This is a genomic window from Microcoleus sp. BR0-C5 (genome assembly GCF_036705045.1).
Classification (GTDB): domain Bacteria; phylum Cyanobacteriota; class Cyanobacteriia; order Cyanobacteriales; family Microcoleaceae; genus Microcoleus.
The window spans coordinates 19390-38815 of record NZ_JAUBTR010000066.1 but is presented as its reverse complement, the minus strand read 5'-3'; the positions used below and the strand labels follow the sequence as shown (position 1 = coordinate 38815).

18 protein-coding genes and 1 pseudogene are annotated in these 19426 nt (G+C 45.3%); 7 read left to right on the top strand and 12 right to left on the bottom strand.

The annotated features are described in order from the left end of the window. Positions 1-78: 78 nt before the first annotated feature. The 4 genes and pseudogenes from QUB08_RS24805 to QUB08_RS24790 all read right to left on the bottom strand — a co-directional run. Positions 79-795 (bottom strand): annotated as a pseudogene (locus QUB08_RS24805) (IS1634 family transposase); the annotation flags it as partial. An 886-nt stretch (positions 796-1681) separates the two neighbouring features. After that, entirely contained in the window at positions 1682-2239 is a 558-nt protein-coding gene (locus QUB08_RS24800; RefSeq protein WP_333228019.1) for a hypothetical protein, read from the bottom strand. Then, positions 2230-2493 carry a hypothetical protein gene (locus QUB08_RS24795; protein WP_333228017.1) on the bottom strand — a complete coding sequence of 88 codons (264 nt, stop codon included), beginning with the start codon at positions 2491-2493 and terminating at the stop codon, positions 2230-2232. The genes QUB08_RS24800 and QUB08_RS24795 overlap by 10 nt, the downstream gene beginning before the upstream one ends. Beyond that, positions 2494-3003: a hypothetical protein gene (locus tag QUB08_RS24790; protein WP_333228015.1), complete on the bottom strand. Its 510-nt coding sequence runs from the start codon at positions 3001-3003 to the stop codon at positions 2494-2496. A gap of 519 nt (positions 3004-3522) precedes the next feature. Here QUB08_RS24790 and QUB08_RS24785 point away from each other — a divergent pair. Both QUB08_RS24785 and QUB08_RS24780 read left to right on the top strand, forming a co-directional pair. Then, positions 3523-4239: an actin-binding WH2 domain-containing protein gene (locus tag QUB08_RS24785; protein WP_333228013.1), complete on the top strand. Its 717-nt coding sequence runs from the start codon at positions 3523-3525 to the stop codon at positions 4237-4239. 29 nt (positions 4240-4268) lie between these two features. Then, a complete protein-coding gene (locus QUB08_RS24780) occupies positions 4269-4979 on the top strand; it encodes a hypothetical protein (protein ID WP_333228011.1) in 711 nt (236 codons plus the stop codon). A gap of 188 nt (positions 4980-5167) precedes the next feature. On the opposite strand, the gene mutS is transcribed toward QUB08_RS24780, so the two are convergent. After that, positions 5168-7795, bottom strand: coding sequence for a DNA mismatch repair protein MutS (mutS, locus tag QUB08_RS24775; protein WP_333228009.1), 2628 nt, complete (start codon positions 7793-7795; stop codon positions 5168-5170). Positions 7796-8440: 645 nt separating this feature from the next. Here mutS and QUB08_RS24770 point away from each other — a divergent pair. Together QUB08_RS24770 and QUB08_RS24765 are read left to right on the top strand one after the other, a co-directional pair. Beyond that, entirely contained in the window at positions 8441-9607 is a 1167-nt protein-coding gene (locus QUB08_RS24770) for a zinc-dependent alcohol dehydrogenase (RefSeq protein ID WP_333228007.1), read from the top strand. 27 nt (positions 9608-9634) lie between these two features. Then, complete coding sequence (locus tag QUB08_RS24765; protein ID WP_333065679.1) at positions 9635-9844, top strand: acetyltransferase; 210 nt, start codon at positions 9635-9637, stop codon at positions 9842-9844. 86 nt (positions 9845-9930) lie between these two features. On the opposite strand, the gene QUB08_RS24760 is transcribed toward QUB08_RS24765, so the two are convergent. Continuing rightward, complete coding sequence (locus QUB08_RS24760) at positions 9931-11079, bottom strand: AAA family ATPase (RefSeq protein ID WP_333228005.1); 1149 nt, start codon at positions 11077-11079, stop codon at positions 9931-9933. 15 nt (positions 11080-11094) lie between these two features. Next, positions 11095-11886 (bottom strand): RNA ligase family protein, encoded by a 792-nt coding sequence (locus tag QUB08_RS24755; RefSeq protein ID WP_333228003.1) that lies wholly within the window; start codon positions 11884-11886, stop codon positions 11095-11097. Between the two features lie 135 nt (positions 11887-12021). Here QUB08_RS24755 and QUB08_RS24750 point away from each other — a divergent pair, with 135 nt between their 5' ends. From QUB08_RS24750 to hpxZ, 3 genes are all read left to right on the top strand, one after another. Then, entirely contained in the window at positions 12022-12891 is an 870-nt protein-coding gene (locus tag QUB08_RS24750; RefSeq protein WP_333228001.1) for a prohibitin family protein, read from the top strand. 235 nt (positions 12892-13126) lie between these two features. Continuing rightward, positions 13127-13546: a peptidylprolyl isomerase gene (locus tag QUB08_RS24745; RefSeq protein WP_333227999.1), complete on the top strand. Its 420-nt coding sequence runs from the start codon at positions 13127-13129 to the stop codon at positions 13544-13546. A gap of 90 nt (positions 13547-13636) precedes the next feature. After that, positions 13637-14023, top strand: a complete 387-nt coding sequence (gene hpxZ / locus QUB08_RS24740; protein ID WP_333227997.1) for an oxalurate catabolism protein HpxZ — start codon at positions 13637-13639, stop codon at positions 14021-14023. 278 nt (positions 14024-14301) lie between these two features. Here the strand turns inward: hpxZ and QUB08_RS24735 are convergent, their stop codons facing one another. The 5 genes from QUB08_RS24735 to QUB08_RS24715 form a co-directional block, all read right to left on the bottom strand. After that, positions 14302-15426: a class I SAM-dependent RNA methyltransferase gene (locus QUB08_RS24735; protein WP_333227995.1), complete on the bottom strand. Its 1125-nt coding sequence runs from the start codon at positions 15424-15426 to the stop codon at positions 14302-14304. 222 nt (positions 15427-15648) lie between these two features. Beyond that, the gene (locus QUB08_RS24730) at positions 15649-16995 is read right to left on the bottom strand and encodes a TldD/PmbA family protein (RefSeq protein WP_333227994.1); all 1347 of its coding nucleotides are present in this window, start codon (positions 16993-16995) and stop codon (positions 15649-15651) included. A 59-nt stretch (positions 16996-17054) separates the two neighbouring features. After that, on the bottom strand, positions 17055-17306 hold the full coding sequence (locus tag QUB08_RS24725) for a DUF4926 domain-containing protein (protein ID WP_333144873.1): 252 nt from the start codon (positions 17304-17306) through the stop codon (positions 17055-17057). Continuing rightward, a complete protein-coding gene (locus tag QUB08_RS24720; protein ID WP_333227992.1) occupies positions 17296-17637 on the bottom strand; it encodes a DUF6883 domain-containing protein in 342 nt (113 codons plus the stop codon). Before QUB08_RS24720 ends, QUB08_RS24725 begins: the two co-directional genes overlap by 11 nt. A gap of 20 nt (positions 17638-17657) precedes the next feature. Next, on the bottom strand, positions 17658-19145 hold the full coding sequence (locus QUB08_RS24715) for a TldD/PmbA family protein (RefSeq protein WP_333227991.1): 1488 nt from the start codon (positions 19143-19145) through the stop codon (positions 17658-17660). Positions 19146-19426: the final 281 nt, after the last annotated feature.

The following is a 19426-nucleotide window of genomic DNA, read 5'->3' as shown; positions in this document are numbered from 1 at the left end:
ATGTCGCTCATGTTTCTGTGTCAAAAAAGCTTTATGATGTGATATTACCACGAACTGTTACTATTTTGGAGATGTCTTATCGGCTACCATTAAACTGTCGAGATTTAATTGGTTTTTAAAGTCTTGATAAATTGAGGCGAATAGAGAATTATCTGATTCGTTTCCTGAAGCAACTCGTAAAAATAGTGGTACATCTCCATCTCCACTACAAATTAGGTCTAAAATGAACTGTTTTAAGTCGGGACGATGATCCCGAGAGTAGCCGTAGGTAATCTCAATTGGTATGGGGGATGTTTGATGGTTGATTGATGAATTATCTAACTGACTGCTATCTGTTTCTCGCGAAAAAGATACTGATGGCAATTCTTGCTCATATTTGCCATGTACATGAAATGAACTTGAGTCGAGGTGAGATGTGTCGGTATTTATCTCGAATTTTTGAGCTGCCTCCAGGGCAATGGTTGTGAATATTTCCGTAATTCCTACCAAATATAATTTATCTAATACTCTTCCTAAACGGTCATCATTCAAATGTGATGCTTGAATCCCAGTTCCAAGTAAATGTTCTACTGCTTTCCCTTCAAAAAATTTAGAAAATAAATATAATGGAGCGGAAACCATCCCTAATCCATTGATGAGCATGGCTTTAACTACCAGGCCGGGACTAACTATCTCGCCCCGTTGTTCGCCTACTAATTCATTGATTTTTTGGACTATTCCTAGGTCATCAATTAGACCGGCTATCAAGCCCAGATGATCTAGGTTTTCTATTGTCATCTGGGATGCTTTTTGCATGGGCTGCTGAATCTTGATTTGAGCGTTCATCGATCTGGCCAGTTTACACTACTTTTGGTGATGATTGGTTACGGAAGAGCGCTCGCAATTAACGCATTTTGGTCAGCCGATCGGGTTACGGATACGTAATAAACTTGGTTTTTTACCGCTCGCAATTTTAACTGGTATCAGATTTAACTCATGCCTTTACTTCTCCCTCACTTCTCTTGCCAGGAATTTTTAACGCTCGTGATGCGATCGCGACCAAAATTATTGAGTATTTTTACTCAGGCTCGGTCTCGGATGATTCACTTTTACCCCTCAATCCGCGTATGTGCCAGTTCGGGGTGCGGAATGTGGGCTAGAAGGGTAGGTGAAAGAAGTATTTGTTGCCGGGAGGCGTGGGCTATCAGTGGCTTTCTCTATCAATCCCGTGCTATGTTGCATCTCCTACTCCCAACCTCTACCGCAGAACATGGAGTCCACTTCGGAGAAATGCGTACTCTCATCATACAGGATGGTTTTGGGTAGGGGGGTTAGTGTTGCCGATGTTAGCGATCAACTCTGACCACACTCTGACTACATCTACAAACCCGTAGGGTTTGCAACTTTGTTTACAGTCACGCCACAACAAAAGTAGCTGTAAGTAAGACATGGAACCCTATAGGGTTCCGGGAAACCATGCACCTGATCCGCTTACGGTGACTAGAGCCACATGATCGGAGTGCAGAAAAGTAGCAGGGGAGGTGACGAGAACACCTATAGGTGTGGCGAAAGCCTTGCACACAATCTCTGCGTATTCTGCACCCTGCAATCGGAGTGCAAGAAAGTAGCTGTGAACAACCCTTACAACCCTATAGGGTTGTAGTAAACCTTTCGTATTGTCTGCACTTGCTCCCATCGCTCGTTACTCTCCCTCAAACTGGCTAAGCAAAGCTTGTAATCTGACTTTGCCCTCTGCGAACTTCCTCCCCTTCATCTTGAGAATGTTCTCAATAATCCAAGTGTTAGTTTTGCCAGCTTCCCGTGACTTACAGATTTCCGCATACAGCCCTTTATCTAGGGGATTTGGCTCGGAAGTGGTAATTCTGGTAGTTACTTCCGGTTCCTCAGATTCTTTACTATATATGGCTTCGAGTGCCTTCCGTGCTTCTTCCACGTCCTCACCAGGGGAAGCTAGAATTTGCTCGGCCTCCTGCTGTCTTTGTTGCTGTGAAACATAGACGCTGGTGCTGATTTCATCCTCTACATCAGCTTTAATCGCTCTCAGTTTCAATTCCTCAACTTCTCCCTCGTCAGCTAATTGACGGGCGATGTTGCCAGCGGAAACGGCACAAGCAATCGCAGCACACAAACTCACCCCTTGCACCGCTTTGTGACTGTTTAGCTTTTTGTCTAGTGCTGCTAGTGGAACCAACCACAGCACGACAGAGGACGCACTCAACACAAACAGTTTTAGCTGCATAGAAACACCCCCAAACCAATCAGCACCATCGCTAAACCGCCAATTAAAAGGGCTTGTAAATCGGCAACTGAAATCTTGAGCAACTTACTCAGGGAATAGTCAAGCAACCAACTCAACCCCCAAGCAATCGCAATAGCTGCTAACAAGAATAAAACGGCTTTCATTGCCATCGGATGCAAACTCGCTATCCACCCCAAAAGGGAGAAAGCGACGCACCCGGCAACGAAGTAATTTGCCAGATACATCGCTTTCATTTAGTTAGCCCCTACCGTGAGTTTGGCTTTAATTTCATCAATCCGAGTGCGGGCATCGCTGTCAGCTTTATCAATCCCTAAACCCAGTCGGGCATAACCGGGACGCAAACTGTGCAAGTGCTTAGCCAGTAAAGTGTATGAACGTTTTTTGCCTAGTTCATTATCAGCAACAACACCCTCATATTTGCGGTGATGGCGGTGAACTTTAGCATCGGGTTCTTCAACTTTTGCTAGCGCTTCATAGGCGCGTTTAGACGGTTTTGCACCGTCTATTTTCTCTTTTGCTAAATCCTTCATTGCGTCCGCTTCTTCCTTGGTAAAGTAGCGCGGTGCTGGCACAAGTGGAACACTACGGATGCTGGAAAAATTACCAGGATTTAGCGGTGTGATGACACTTGCGTCAGTGCTTGCCAGAACTTTTGATTTGTCAATAGCGTGTCCTCCGTCGTTGCTGGCAGTTAGTTCTCCAGCGTCGGAATTGCCGCCAAAAAGGCGTAGTTGTAGGCTCATTATTTTGTCCCGATTTGAATGTTGATGCGAACTGGGGAGGGAAATAAATTCAGGGGATTGATTTGTCGCCACATAGACATTGCCAGCACAAACACTCCCGTTGATGCGAGTAGGAGTGCGATGAGTTTCCCCAAGTCAACCCAGTCTAAAAAGCTAACTATGCGGGTTCGATTCCCGCGGCCCGCTTGCGCCTATAAAAACCTCAAACCAACGATAAATCAACGGTTTGAGGTTTTTTATTGCCTAGAATACGGCTGAGTCGGGGGTGAAATTGAGTATCAACTGAGTATCAAATGACTACGAAAAGACTATCAAATGACCTTTTTGGAGACAATTTGGAGACAAATGAATACAAATTGAATACAAAGCATAACTGTATTCAGTTTGAGCCGTTTAGCTTGGCAAGTATCTCTCAAAACGCCTCCACCTCTCAGCTTGTGGTGAGCTGGGTACAAGAATAATTAGTTAACATAGAGTGCCATGATTTGCCAAGGTTGGCGATCGCACTCAGCTTGAGTTATGACTGATTCGGAGTCGCACCAGTCACAAGGAGAGCCCGTGAAATATTTTTCAGTAGTAATGTATTTGCTGCGGGAACGGCAACAATTTCTCGAAGAAATTCGCCAAGGTGTCAAGCTTAAATCTAAAATTTTCGGTTTGTTGATTTCTAGTACCGTATTTTTTGGCATTTACGGAGCGATATTAGGTGCATCTAGTACGTGGATGCAATGTCTGGTTTCAGCAATTAAGTTGCCAGCACTTTACCTGCTGACGCTGATTATCTGCTTTCCCACACTTTACTTTTTTAATGTCATGTTTGGTTCAAAACGAACTTTTGAGCAGTATTTGACATTGTTGATGACAGCGATGGCGATGATTAGCGTTTTGCTGTTTGGATTTGCACCTGTTAGTTTGTTTTTCCTCATAAGCAGTACCAATTACAATTTTTATCTGGTGCTGAATGTTGCTATCATGGCAATCACAGGATTTTTGGGAGTAAGTTTCATTTATCAAGGAATGCACTTTCTTTCAGAACAAGATGCGGAAGGCAAAGACATTAGGTTAAATATTTTGCGCTTCTGGTTGGGACTTTATGCGTTTGTTGGCAGTCAATTGGGATGGACGCTAAGACCGTTTTTTGGCGCACCGGGACAAGCTTTTCAACTGTTCCGAAACCGAGACAGCAATTTTTATATGAGTCTGTGGCAATCAATTATGTCTCTGGGAGGATCGTAATTAATCCCAATTTAAGGAGATTTTGAAGAGTGATACAAGCGGATTTAGATGAGTTAAAAATTTCTGAGAAGGAGTTGGAAGATTTGAGCGGAATAGCTTTGAGCGACGGTTTTGCAGCGGATTTTTACCGACCTGCTGCACTCCGGGACGGCAAAAAGCTGTTTTCTCTTTTGTTGAATGAGTTGCTGATATTTTGCCTGACATTAGTTGTTTCGTTGCCTGTTGCTTTACTGGCTAATCAACATAATGTTGGTTCATTTAGCGATGCTGAGATATTTGTCAGGGTTTTACAAATAACTTTAGGTTTGTCCCTGGCGATGACTGTTGCTTGGAATGTCTATAAATGGGTTAAGGCAAAGCCTCTGGCAACGCTGGCGGGTCTGCTGGATGAAGTTGAGAAGTATCATGAGGTGATTCAGGCTTTAGATATTATCGATCGCCTAACGGCTGCTGGCAATTTACAAGCCAATTTAATTAACCGAGGAGATGCTATTGAGGCATTAAAAATTACTAGAGAAAGTTTAGTCTGTGCTTTGAAAACAGAGAGAATTCTCAGGGAAAATCAGCAATTTATCGGTCGCCGTTACGAGTTATTTGCTAATATTGAAAGTAATCTGGCCGCTTTGATGGCGGTAGATGTGAGCGATCGGGCGACTGAATACGGGCGGTTGCTGAATGAGGCTTTGGAAATTGGGATGAGCGTGCACAAAGAGGTAAGAAAGTTGCAAAATGGACGTTAGAGTTGCTGGAGAGTTCCTGGTTTGTAGTAAAAGTAGTAACTTCTATATTGCATTTTTATGAACAGGCAAGATGCCTGTTCCACAAAGAGTGAATTTTATTGTGGGGTGGGCATCCTTCCCGCCCCTGAAAGGCTTCTTGGAAATCGTGCAATATAGAAGTTACTACAATTTTTTTTCCTCCGGGAATTTCAATCCTCAAAAATATCCAACTGTTCGCCCTCAGACTCTTTTTTGCCATCTTTTTTAACACCCTTCCGCAGCCCGATCGCAATTTTGCTATGTTTCTCAATCTGCTTCATCACCTGTCTCGCCCTGTCAATCACCGACGGCGGTAAACCAGCTAATCTGCCCACTTCAATTCCGTAAGATTTGTCAGCACCTCCCGGCTGAACTTGGTGCAAAAATACGATTTGATCCGGCAATTCTTTCACTGTCACCTGATAATTTGCGACATTATCTAAAATAGAAGCTAACTCATTTAATTCGTGATAGTGAGTCGCAAAAATTGTCCGCGCCCGAATCTCAGTTGCTAAATATTCTGCCACAGACCAAGCAATCGAAAGTCCGTCAAACGTCGCCGTTCCCCTGCCAATTTCATCTAACAAAACCAATGATTGCGGCGTCGCGTGATTTAGAATATTTGCAGTTTCGTTCATTTCTACCATAAAAGTAGATTGACCGGTTGCCAAATCATCGACGGCGCCGACGCGGGTAAAAATACGATCGCAAATTCCCAAACTCGCAGCTTTCGCCGGCACAAAACTACCCATCTGCGCCATTAACTGGATCAAACCCACCTGCCGCAAGTAGCAGCTTTTCCCGCTAGCATTCGGCCCGGTTAAAATAATTAAATCTGGGCGGTTTAACGATTCTTCCCGACCCAAAAAAGCAGAATTAGGTACAAAAAATCCCGGCGGCAAAGACTTTTCCACCACAGGATGACAACCTTCAATAATTTTAATTTCCCGACTTTCTGTCATAGTCGGGCGGCAGTAATTCTGGTAAACTGCTACTTCTGACAAACCGCACAAAACATCGACCGCCGCCACGGCGCGGGAAACGTTGCGAATAATTTCGGCGTGTTCTCCTACCTCCGATCGCACTTGAGCAAAAATATCGTATTCCAATTGATTTAAATCTTCCCGCGCTGTCAAAATTCGCACTTCCCTTTCTTTTAATTCTTCAGTGCTGTAGCGTTCTTCATTGGTGAGAGTTTGCTTGCGGGTGTAGTCCTTCGGCACTTGGTCTACTTTCGATTTGGTAATGCTGATATAATATCCGAAAGCTTTATTGTAGCCTACTTTTAAATTAGAAATTCCCGTGCGTTGTCTCTCAGTTGCTTCTAAATTGGCAATCCATTCTTGGTCTGCTGATGCAGTGTGGCGCATTTCATCCAGCATGGGATTGATTCCCGATCGAATCAAACCTCCTTCTTTTAGATGAATCGGCGGTTCATCAACTAAATGAGCGTGAATTTTACTTGCTAATTCTTCTAAAATTGGCGGTACATTTTGCAGCGCTTTTAAATAGGGCGCTCGCCCTTGGGCTGCGATCGAGGCTAATTGCGGCAGTTTCGAGAGAGAATCAGCTAAAGCGACCAAATCCCGCGCGCTAGCTGTTCCAGAACCGGCGCGGCCTGTCAGTCTTTCGATGTCGTAAATTTGGCGCAGCAACTGCTGCAAATCTTGGCGCAGGGCGTTATTTTCTACTAATTCTTGAATCGTGTCATGTCGGGCGCAAATGCCTTTAATGTTGAGCAAAGGTTGCAGCACCCAGCGGCGCAAAGCGCGGCCTCCCATTGCGGTGCTGGTTTTGTCGATCGCCCACAGCAGGGAACCGTGAAAAACCCCATCTCTCACTGTTTGAGTAATTTCGAGATTGCGGCGGGTTTGGTAGTCGAGGATGAGAAAATCGGTGAGAGTGTAAGTGTGCAATCTTTGCAAAGAAACTGCTTTTTCCTTTTGAGTTTCTTCGATATATTGCAGCAAACCGCCGGCGGCGCGCACTGCGAGGGAAAGGTGGCCGCATCCCATGCCTTCTAGCGATCGCACTTTGAACTTTTGCAGGATTCTCTGTTTTGCTTCGGACAAAGTAAACGGAATTTGCGATCGCAAAGAATAGCAAAACGAATTCGGCAAACAATCGGGCAAATGCTCGGATTTCTCTCCGGGTCTCAACATAGTCACCAAATCCGGCGCATTAGTCGGTACCAAGACTTCCGAAGGCTGCAAGCGCAGCAATTCTAGGGTTAATTGTTCTAAACTGTCTGCTTGGGTAGTGACGAATTCTCCCGTAGAAATATCTGTATAAGCCAATCCCCAATGTTCCCCAGCGATGACGACTGCTGCTAAAAAATTATTTTGTCTGGGTTTGAGCATTCCGTCATCAGTCAAAGTTCCGGGAGTGAGAATGCGGGTAATTTCTCGCTTGACTTGGCGGCCTTCTTTAGCAGCAATCGAGGCATCTTCAACTTGGTCGCAAACTACTACAGCATAGCCTTTTTCAACTAACATTGAGGTGTAGCGGTCGAGGGCGTGGTGCGGCACTCCTGTCATCGGCACTCTGCCGATTTCCTTGCCGCTTTCTTTGCTAGTACAAACAAGTTCTAATTCCCGCGAAATTGTAACTGCATCTTGGAAAAAACACTCAAAAAAATCTCCGACTCGAAACAATAAAAGTGCGTGGGGATACTGTTCTTTCACTTCAACATACCGCTGCATCATCGGCGTCAGCTTGGTGAATTCTAGTAGGCGGTGGTCGGCATTGCGGATGTTGGGTTGATGGGGGTCTGTTGGGGTAGATGCAGTGTAAGGCATAAAAGGCGATCGATAAATTTTAATCTTTAACAACTTTAGCGCAAGCTCGGCTTTTAGCTCTAACTAATATACAATATTTGACGATTAATCCTCCTTAAGCAGGGTGCGTGATTCTCAATATTGGGGAAGAGTGTTGACCTATACAAAAGTCACGCGCCCTACTTAATAATCGATAAACCCGCTTTTAGTTGAGAATTTTTCGGTCGCTTTTTATCTAATGTGAGCTTAAGCCTCGCATATAGTGAGATTAAGTGCGAAATTTTTATTTATTGTGAGAGGAGAGCGATCGGCGATCGACAAAAACAATCTCAGCTATTTAGTTGTTAGCTGTTATGGCAGAAGGCAGAAGGCAGAAGCAAGGATTTTAGCAATTAAGAACGTCCTAACAGTCGGGCGTGGTTGCTAAAAATGTTGGGGGTTAACAGAAGAATGTGAAATTTTCCGCATTTTAGGGGCATAAAGTTTACATTTTTGTTATTGAAAACAGCCGGAAGATAGATTTATAAATTATACCTCGGATAGAGAGAAAATATATTTTATATGCTTAAAATTAAAATATCCAAGCAGGTAATTTATCGGCGTAGTAAATTTAAGATTTAGAATCAAAAATCTGCTAGCTAGTAGTTGACTAGAGGAAAAAAAATAATGAAAGCTCTTTGCTGGCACGGAGCAAATGATGTGCGAGTTGATAATGTACCAGACCCAACAATTATCAACCCGCGCGATGCCATAGTTAAAATCACGTCTACAGCAATCTGCGGCTCAGATTTGCACCTCTACAATGGCTTCATCCCGACAATGCAATCGGGCGACATCATGGGGCACGAATTCATGGGGGAAGTAGTCGAACTCGGCAGCCAAGTCAAGAACTTAAAAAAGGGCGATCGCGTCGTTATTCCTTTTACTATTTCTTGCGGCAGTTGCTTCTTTTGCAACCGCGACTTGTGGTCGCTGTGCGACAACTCCAACCCCAATGCTGGGCTGGCTGAAAAAATGTTCGGTCATTCGCCGGCGGGACTGTTTGGCTACTCGCATTTAACGGGCGGCTATGCAGGAGGTCAAGCAGAATACGCGCGGGTTCCGTTTGCAGATGTCGGCCCTTTGAAAATTCCCGACGGACTTTCTGACGAACAAGTATTGTTCCTCACCGATATCTTTCCTACCGGTTACATGGCGGCCGAAAACTGCGACATTCAGCCGGGGGATACTGTAGCAGTTTGGGGATGCGGGCCAGTCGGACAATTTGCGATCAGAAGCGCGTTTATGCTGGGGGCCGATCGAGTAATTGCGATCGACCGTGTACCCGAACGCTTGCAAATGGCGGCCGCGGCCAAAGCTGAAATCATCAACTACGAAGAAATGGACGCCGGGGAAGCCGTCACCGAAATGACGGGGGGACGCGGGCCCGACTCTTGCATCGACGCGGTGGGGATGGAAGCCCACGGCACCGGTCTCGACGCTTTGTACGACAAAGCTAAGCAAGCCGTGCGTTTAGAGAGCGATCGACCTACCGCCCTGCGACAAGTGATCCTCGCGTGTCGCAAGGGTGGCACAGTGTCAATTCCTGGCGTTTACGGCGGCTTCGTTGACAAAGTGCCATTAGGTGCAGCTTTCAACAAAGGCTTGACCATGAAAATGGGACAGACGCACGTTCACCGCTATTTGCGGCCTTTGCTCGATCGCGTTCAAAAAGGCGAAATTGACCCGTCATTCGTAATTACGCACCGAATGAAATTGGATGAAGCGCCCCACGCTTACGAGATTTTCAAACAGAAAAAAGACAACTGCATCAAAGTTGTCCTCAAACCCTAACTCGCATTTACCCTTCACGGAAAAACTATGCTTTTACAAGAAAAAGAATCAGGCGACTTGATAGAAATCCTCGATGTAGATGCTTTAATTAGCCCTACAAAACAAGAAGTGCCGGGAAAAAATCAAGCTGGTCAGGAAGAGCAAGAGAAAGCAACTTTTGCAAAAAGTAATTTAGTCTTTCCTTCCGGTGAAACTTTGCCGCGCTGTTGGACTGAGGAAAATTATCAAACTCATTGATATCAAGGGAAGCCCCAAACCTAATGCCCAGAGCCCCGACTTCTTTAAGAAGTCGGGGCTCTAACAGTTTGAGGTAAAAAGGGAGATTAATTGTTAACGATCCACTGGACTTGATGCGCTTCTGTGATGTCTGGAATATCCAGCCGCGCAGCTAATTTGCGAATGACTGCTTCCGGTACTGTTGCTGTGCGCGATCGATTCCGGCGCAATATTTCTTCGAGAGGTACTTCCAAATAAACAATCCGAATTCGCGCTTGATAATCGGCAAAAAATTTAATTAATTGCTGGCGCATTTGTTTAGTAGTGTTGGTAGCATTCCAGATAAAAGAACGCCCCAATCTCATATATTCCCGCGCTCTATTTTTGGCTTCCATTATTACATTGCCGGGAGTTTCGTCGGGAGGCACATTCATCTCTTTCCGCAGTGCATCCAGTGAGATTACCGGCAAATCTGGAAGATTTTCCCGAATCCAATAATCTTTACCGCTTCCTGGCAAGCCAGACATCAAAATTACTTCGCATTTAGTGTCGTCAAATGCTTCGTAATCCGGGTTTCCGTTCTCTTTGCGGAAGTAGATAAATCGGCTGTGTGCGGATCGGAATTGTCGGGGAGAATCCAAACAATTATTTTCTTGACAAAACTCACGAAATAGTTGTATTTTATCGAGCAATTCTTGTTTGTCGGCGCAGTGGCGGCCGCGCACGTCTGCTTCGGCTAAAAGTGCGAGGAAATCGCAGCGGACAACTTGACTAACTTTAATTACAGACTGCTGCGGGTTGGGTTTGTCGATCAGCCAGATTGGTAAACTGCCGAATTGGACGATCGCCACCACTGTTTCCCGAATCTCAAACTGCACTGGCGGCTCGAATTGAGATAAAATTTGTCTGACCATCCTCGCACCTTGGCGGGCGTGACCTTTTGAGCTAATTCTGCCATCGGCTTCGATTTTTGTAAAGGCTGGTTTGGCGACATCGTGCAGCAAAGCGGCGGCAAAAATTATCGATCGTTCTTTTTCGGGTAATTGCCGCCAATTCGGGGAAGATATTAATGCTTCGCAGACCATTCTGGTATGAATTAAAACATCTCCTTCGGCGTGATAAATCTGGTCTTGCTGACAGCCTTTTAAGTTTTGAATCCAATCGAAATGATTTTGAATGCTGTCCCAATCCAGGAACCAATGGGGCGGTTGTGGACAAAAGGGAAAAGTCCAAGTTGGCGATAACAGTGCAGTCATAAATTTACCTGCGGGTTAACTAAAATTAAATAAATCTGCGCCGGGACGCAGAATATTGGGTACAATTGGGCGATTTAGCCAATGTCCTTCGGCATTTTTAATGGCAGTCAAAAAACTGTCACGCACGTATTTGTAACGCGCATTTACTATGCCATCTTCTTCGACTTTAATGTACAGCCCCTCCATAATCTCGCTCTTGTCAGTCTCTTTCAAACACCGTTCTTCATCTATTCCCAATTCCCTACAGTACAAGCGTAAGCGTTCCAAATGTCCCGGTTGAATAAAATTAGATTTTTCCATAAACTGCCTCATTTGTTTGGGAGATTTCAGGACTCCAGAAAACAGCACGGGAACGGACACTAACGGCAGTCCATTTAACAACTTGCGGCGGGATTCTGTACTCAGAAATTGACTGGTTTCTAAGTCCAGCACATCGTATTCCATAAAATAGTGCGACAAAAAATCATAAAAAACAGTGTGTTTGGCATACAGCCATTCGCCGTAAAGAATGTAGCGATTTCCCAGCACTTCTCCCAGGGCTGGGCTGAGACTGAAAGCCCACTGTTTGAATAAGTTAAAATGTTTTTCTCTCGGCCCGCCGGTGAGATAGTGACCGCGACTTTGCAGCAGCATTTGTCCATCTGGTGCGAAGCTGATGCCTGTATTAGCGCCGTCTACCTTTTCTTCAATCACTGTCGGGCGATCGATCAAAGCGCTAAATGGCACGCTGTCGAGGTCTTCATCGCCTGGTTGGAAACGCGAACCTTCGATGTGATAAGTTCTAGGATATTTAACAATTTTGAGCATCAGCCAATCCCTTTTAGATTTTAGATTTGAGAGGCGACCCCATCCATTTTTGATTTTAATTTTAGATTTTAGACTTTAGAGGCTGCCCAATCCATTTAACAATTATAATGGAATGATCACAAAGGAGCGTGTAAGTTGAAAAATCAAAGTTTTCAGAGCATATCATCAGCATTCGCTGGGATTCTATTAGTAGGCGCGCTACTCCTGGGATTAAACTCTTTTGTCGTCATCAATCCAGGTGAAGCAGGGGTAGTCAGTGTTTTAGGAAAAGCCACAGATGGAGCATTGTTAGAGGGGTTTCACCTCAGACCCCCGCTAATATCCAAGGTAGATGTGTACGATGTAACAGTGCAAAAGTTTGAAGTTCCCGCCCAGAGTGCTACTAAAGACCTTCAGGATTTAAATGCTAGTTTTGCGATCAACTTTCGCCTCGATCCTGATAAAATAGTGGAGATCAGAAGGACTCAAGGAACTTTGGAGAATATAGTCTCAAAAATTATTGCTCCTCAGACGCAAGAAGCATTTAAAACAGCCGCTGCACTGAGAACCGCCGAACAATCTATTACTCAAAGAAGTGAACTGAAGCGAGACTTTGATACTGCGCTGAAGGAAAGGCTATCAAAGTATGATGTAATCGTGCTCGATACGAGTGTGGTTAACATTCGATTCTCCACAGATTTTGCGAAAGCGGTTGAGGAGAAACAGGTCGCTGAACAGCGCGCGCAAAGGGCTGTTTATGTGGCTCAGGAAGCAGAGCAGCAGGCTCAAGCTGACATTAACCGCGCTCAAGGTAGAGCTGAAGCTCAAAGGCTATTGGCTGAAACTTTGAAGGCTCAGGGCGGCGATTTAGTTCTGCAAAAAGAGGCGATCGAAGCTTGGAGAAGCGGCGGCGCTCAGATGCCAAAAGTGTTAGTTATGGGCGCAGGTTCCAGTCGGGTTCCTTTCATTTTTAATATGAACGATATTCAGGAAGAACCCGATCGCCCGCAAGTGACCAACAATTAAAATATGGCTGAGGGTAACAAGCCCGGTGTCTCCGAAAATATTGGCTTTGCTAACCACAAATCTCGGAATAAACCGGGTTTCCTCAGAAAGCGCACATAAGTCTTATGAGAGTTGCCGGAATATGCTACACTTCTGAAAGCCACAATATAACGACAGTTTGAATCTGTCGTTATAAAAGCGAAGTCCGCAATTAACACGCAGGCAACACACTCATTTTAGGAAGCAAGGAAAAATCATGACCCGCGCTATTATGGAAACCGACAAAGGCACAATCAATTTGGAATTGTTTGATGCGGATGCGCCTAACACAGTGAAGAATTTTGTTGACTTGGCGGAAAAAGGTTTTTACGATGGATTGTCCTTTCACCGAGTCATCCCTAACTTTATGATTCAAGGTGGCTGTCCAAAAGGCAATGGAACGGGCGGCCCCGGCTACAAAATCAAGTGTGAAATCAACTCCCACAAACATGAGGCAGGAACTTTATCGATGGCTCACGCAGGCCGCGATACGGGTGGTAGCCAATTCTTTATTTGCCATTCTCCCCAGTCTCATTTAGATGGAGTTCACACAACTTTTGGCAAAACTGAGGATATGTCTGTCGTCAATGCTATCCGCCAAGGCGACAAGATTATTTCGCTCAAAATTGAGCATTAATTTTCAGTAATTAGTTGCGTTTGTAGTAAGGACTTTAGTCCTTATTGCAAACAAAATTTGTGAAATTAAGATTTTTGAAATCAACAATTTATGACTGTTATCAATGATTCTGCTGTGGTGGCCCAGTTAACTGAACTATATTTAAAATACGAAAAAGCTCTTTGTACGAATGATATTGAAACTCTCGATAATTTGTTCTGGGATGCGCCGGAAGTCGTGCGATTTGGCGTAACGGAGAACCTGTACGGGAGCGAAGAGGTGAGGGCTTTTCGCAAAGGACGATCGCCTGTAAATGTCGATCGAGAAATGTTCAACCTCAAAGTCGTGACTTTCGATGCAGAAACGGCGGCTGTGACGCTGGAATTTCGCCGTGTCATGGATGGAGTGGTGCGGCTGGGGCGGCAGAGTCAGATGTGGCGGAAGTTTCCTCAAGGGTGGAAGATTGTTTCCGCTCACGTTTCTTTGTTGCCGGTGTAGATGTTATGTCATTTCCCTTGAATTTCCCCTAATGGAATTCTGTCGATCGGGCTGGGCGGGTTTATAGATATTATGGATGTGAATTACAGATTATTTGTGAAACCCGCCCCTACAAGTATTGTGGTTAATTTACCTGACCGGATATTAAAGGTAAGAAAACAATATATTCAAATGTAAAATTAGTATTTTAATTTGATGATTGTTGAGCCATTCAATTCGGCATCTATTCTTTTTTTCCTTTACTATTAGTACCTCTGATTTTTTACCGCTTCCCTCCCCTAATACAGTTCATACTTGAGCAAAGTACACGGAATCGAGCCATTGAAAACAGGAATTCGCCGCGATGTCCTGAGTCCCACCTTTTTACCCAACTCCTTATTTCCAGTCAAAATAAACGCATTCCAACCTTTAAAACGATTCTTGAAAATATCGCCCAACATCTTGTACAAATCTCCCAATTCGCTAGCATCCCCCAGGCGCTCTCCGTAGGGAGGATTGCAAATCAGAACGCCTCTGTCTGCAGGTGCTTCCAACTGGGATAGCTCGGTTTGAGCAAACTGAATCTTACCGGAAATACCAGCTTGCTGCGCGTTCGTGCGAGCTTGGGTTAACATATCGGAATCGCGATCGCACCCTGCAATCACCTCTTTAAGTTCTGGTAGCTCACTATTTTCAGCTTCGGCCCACAGTTTATCCCACAAAGGTTCGTCAAAATCCCGCCAAGTCATAAATCCAAACTTTTCTCGAAACAATCCCGGTGCAATATTCAATCCCTTTAAAGTCGCTTCCAAAGGCAAAGTTCCAGAACCGCACATCGGGTCTAAAAACGGCAAATCTGGCGTCCATTCTGCCATATCCAACAAAGCCGCAGCTAGGGTTTCTTTGAGGGGAGCAAGCCCCATCGCCGGTCGATATCCCCGGCGGTGCAAACTGCCGCCAGAACTGTCTAAACTTAAAATACAGTGGTCTCGATGGATGTGAATATTAATGAGTAAATCGGGATGCTCTACATCAACATTAGAACGCTTGTTAAATTGAAGGCGCTGTTGGTCGGCGATCGCATTTTTGACCTGCAAAGCTGTAAAGTGTGTGTGGTTCAATTTTTCGTTGCCGCCAGTGCAGTTGACTGCTAAAGTATTGTCGGGATCTAAGTATTCGTCCCAAGGGATTTTCTGCACTTCGCGGTAGAGCATATCCGAGTTGTAACACCGGAATTCGGCGATCGGCATTAGCACTCGAAAAATTGTTCTCGACCAAAGATTGACGCGGTACAATAAAGCGCGATCGCCCGCAAAGTAAACCCCTGTAAAATCTGGCTTGACATCCTGGGCCCCTAAACGTTCTAATTCTTGGGCGGCAATAGTTTCTAAACCGCGCGCAACTGTAGCAAAATATTGATTCATTGATAATTTGTAATTTGTAATTGGGAATTGGGAATTGTTACTAACAACAGACACCAGACTGATGACTATAATAGCTGGTTTTAATCCTAACTATCAAAATAAATACTCTACCTTCACGATAAATCACTCGCATTAATCTGGGTGGGGGCGGGTTTGAGAGATTGTTCTTTGTTGGCTGTGGTTTGTGAAACCCGCCCCTACAGATTGTTAGAAATGTGCAAGTCACAAACTGTCAGTAATACTCGTGAAATTAAAAGCTTTCACGCGCACTCCGGGCACGACACTACCGCCGTAACGTTTCACCGCACTAACTGCATCCACATCGCGCAACATATCAGGTAAAACTTGATTGAAACGCAGGTTTTTAATCGGGTAAGCAATTTTGCCATCCTCAATCCAAAAAGTACCGTCGCGAGTCATTCCCGTTACTTCCAAGGTTTTCGGATTAACGTAACGCACGTACCAAGCTCGACTGACGAAAATTCCGCGCTCGGTTTGAGCAACTAAATCTGCTAAACTTTGCTCGGAACCTGTCATTACGATCGGGTAATAAGCACCTTTTGCTTCTTTGCCTTTTTGTGCAGCCCAGTAGCGGGAATAAGACAAACTTTGAGGGACGCCATTTTTGATGATTTCCAAATAGTTATTGCTCAATCCGTCGTCGAAAAAAGTATTCGATCGCAACAAAGGATGAGCCGGATCGCGCTGCACTTGCACTAACGGGCTAAAAAGTTGTTCCCCCGCGCGGTTTCCCGCTGGTTTTCCCTCTGCATCGGCGATCGACATAAACGATCGCCCCTCATCCGCCGCCCTCGCATCCAGCCCCCAAATCACCCACGGTAGCAAGCCCCCAAAAGCAGCGCCGTCAAAGATTACCGGATAAACGCCGGGAGTGATGGGGCGCGGGTTGCGGGATGCCATCGCCCGATCGAGCACTTGTTCTGCTAATTGGGCGATCGGCAATTCGTTAATACTCCAAGCAGTGCTCCTCGCCCAACTAGAACCGTCTTCAACGCGAGCAGTAAAGCTGAAATCTGCCTCTGTAGAATGGTTGCAGGCGCGGAGTCCGGTTGACGAGGCGATCGCGTACAGCGACGCCTCAGTGCTCAAAGTGCCCGAACCGTGAGCCCCCCCCTGGGAGGATCTCGCGCACGCTTGCTGCACCATTTCGGCCCGTGCTAGAGGCGATACAGTTGCCGTTGCTGTGTCGAATGCGGGCGATCGCAAATCGTAGGTTTGAGGCGGCAGCAGGGGCATCCATTCGGGGTCTGCCGGCGCAATTCTGGCCAATTCTTCCGATCGCTTGACTGCGGAGGCGATCGCATCTTCATCAAATTCTGTAACAGCAGCAGAGGCGCTTTTGTTGCCGAAATAGCTAGTAATATTCAGGCTAAATACAGTTTTGCTAATATTTTGGCTGATTTGATTTTCCGAGAAGCGGGAAAGAGATTCTTCGCCAGTATAGAGACTGACAAATACTGCTTCGGCTTCCGATTGTTTGACTGCCTTTTCTAGTAAAGATAAGGCTTGGTCTTCACTTAAAATTGCGGGCGATGTTGTTACGAGCATAAGCTAAAGTCCCGGAAGATTTGTTGTATTTAAAAATAGGTTTACCCGCAATACTACGGTTAACTCGCCTGTACTAAAGAGCGTACTGCTAACACTTCATCTGCTCGCAGAGGTTCCACATCTGAAGGAGAAACAGCCACAACTAAAATCGATTCTCCTAAAGCATTAAATATTTCTAGAACGCAGCCATCATCTTCCCCTTCCCTTGGATGAGGTACACGATCGACGAGCATGGCTACATCACCTTTTTTTAGCTGATATAGCGGCATATCGCGACACAATGCTACACGCTGGTAAAGTTCAAGTTTCACGTCGAGACTCCTTTTTGGGTTTGAGAGTAATAAAATGAAAACTTCCGTCAATTTGCCACTGCAACCAAATTGTAACAACTGCTAAATTACGTCCATTAGCCCCTGGCAACTCACCTTCGGCGCGAAAGAACTTTCCGAATTCATTAGCACCATTTTCTACTGCCTCAGCCGACGCTATCAAAAACTGGATGGCTCCTAACAAAGCTTCTGGGTTATCTTGACTAAAACCCCCTTGAGCGAGAAATTTTGACTTGTCATCTTGTGCTTTGGGAACGAGTAAGTAGCGCGTCAACTTTGCTTCTGGTATGATAGCATCCGCTGGAATTTTCACATTAAAAACCTACAATCTAATTAAGAATTTCCCCCAAGTTGAATATCCCTCACTCGCACCGGCACACAAGCGTGAGTCATTTGAGCAACCTGCATCGGCTCGCCCTTTCCGCATATATTAGTACCGCACTGAACCAGCTCCGAAGCCGGCCCGATCGCATCTATTTGATTCCAGAAATCAGTAGTCATCGCCTGATAAGTTACATCCTTCAACATACCGACAACTTTACCTTTTTCCACCTTCCAAAAAGCATCGCCGCCGAATTGAAAATTGCGCCGCTGCTGGTCGATCGAATAACTACCAATACCGTCGATTAAAATCCCGTCTTCCGTATCAGCAATCATCTCTGCCAAAGTAGCAGTATGGCTACCGCCATCCGGGCCTGGTTCCAATCCCAAATTAGGAATTCTCACCATCGGCACGCTCGACCAACTGTCAGCGTAAGCAGAACCGTTGCTGCTGGCACGTCCGAGGCGATAAGCCGTCTCTCTATCAGTGAGATAATCAACTAAAATTCCATCCTTGACAACGTACCAATCTTGTGACTTTACGCCCTCATCATCGTAACCCATTGTACCGCGGCCACCTGGTTGAGTGCGATCGCACTTAAAATTCACCCAAGGTGCAGCGTATTGCAGTTTATTTAACTTATCAGTAGTAGCAAAGCTCGTGCCAGCAAAATTAGATTCGTAGCCGTAAACCCGGTCTAATTCAGTTGGATGACCTACAGATTCGTGGATTGTCAAATACAAATTTGTCGGCTTAAGAATCAGGGATTTGCAAATACCAGCAGGGATTTTGGGAGCGCGGACTTTCTCAATAGCTTCGGCGGCAACTCTTTCGACTTGACTCAACAAATCATCGGGATTAATATGTTCGTAACCGATATTTAGCGGCGGGCGTTCGTAACTGCGACTTTGAGCATCGCCGCCCGCAATTGCTGTACAGCTAAAACCCGGATAGCTGCGGTAGATTGTTTGTTCGATTAGCGAGCCTTCTGTAGAAGCAAAAACCTTGTCTTCGCGGCTTGACTGCAAAAAAGAAGAAGCTTTTTTGATGCCTTGTGCGCCGTGTGCTAGCAGTCGCTCGTTGATATTTAACAGTAGTTCAGCTTTGTCAGCAACGGGTACAGAAAAAGGGTCAATTTCAATTGGAGTAATGTAGGTATCGACATATTTTTCGACAGGCACTAACCGCACCGGTTCCTTTTGAGTCAAGCGACTGCCTTTAGCGATTTCAACAGCCAAAGCGACTATTCTTGCAACCTCTGCCGGTGTTTTGCTGTGACTGGCGGCAAACCCCCAAGCCCCGTCTAGCAGCACTCGCACGCCAAAACCGGAACTTACATTATCTGACAAATTGCTTAAAGATCGATCGCGCGCGTAAAGATTCTGCCTTCGGTAACTGCAAAAACGCACATCACCGTACTCGCACCCACTTTTCCGAATCAAATCTACAGCCAAATATGCTAACTCGTTAGCAGAGATTTTTGCAGTTAATTGCACCATAGTTATTTGTCATTCGTCATTAGTTGTCAATTATTATAGCGCTTTTTAATTATTTGAACCATTTTCAACAAGCTTTTTATGGGCTGGCAGGATGCCCACCCCACAAGAAATTTACTGTTTGTGGAACAGGCATCTTGCCTGTTTGTGGAACAGGCATCTTGCCTGTTAATGTGGAACAGGCATCTTGCCTGTTAATGTGGAACAATCTTGCCTGTTAATGTGGAACAGGCATCTTGCCTGTTAATGTGGAACAGGCATCTTGCCTGTTAATGTGGAACAGG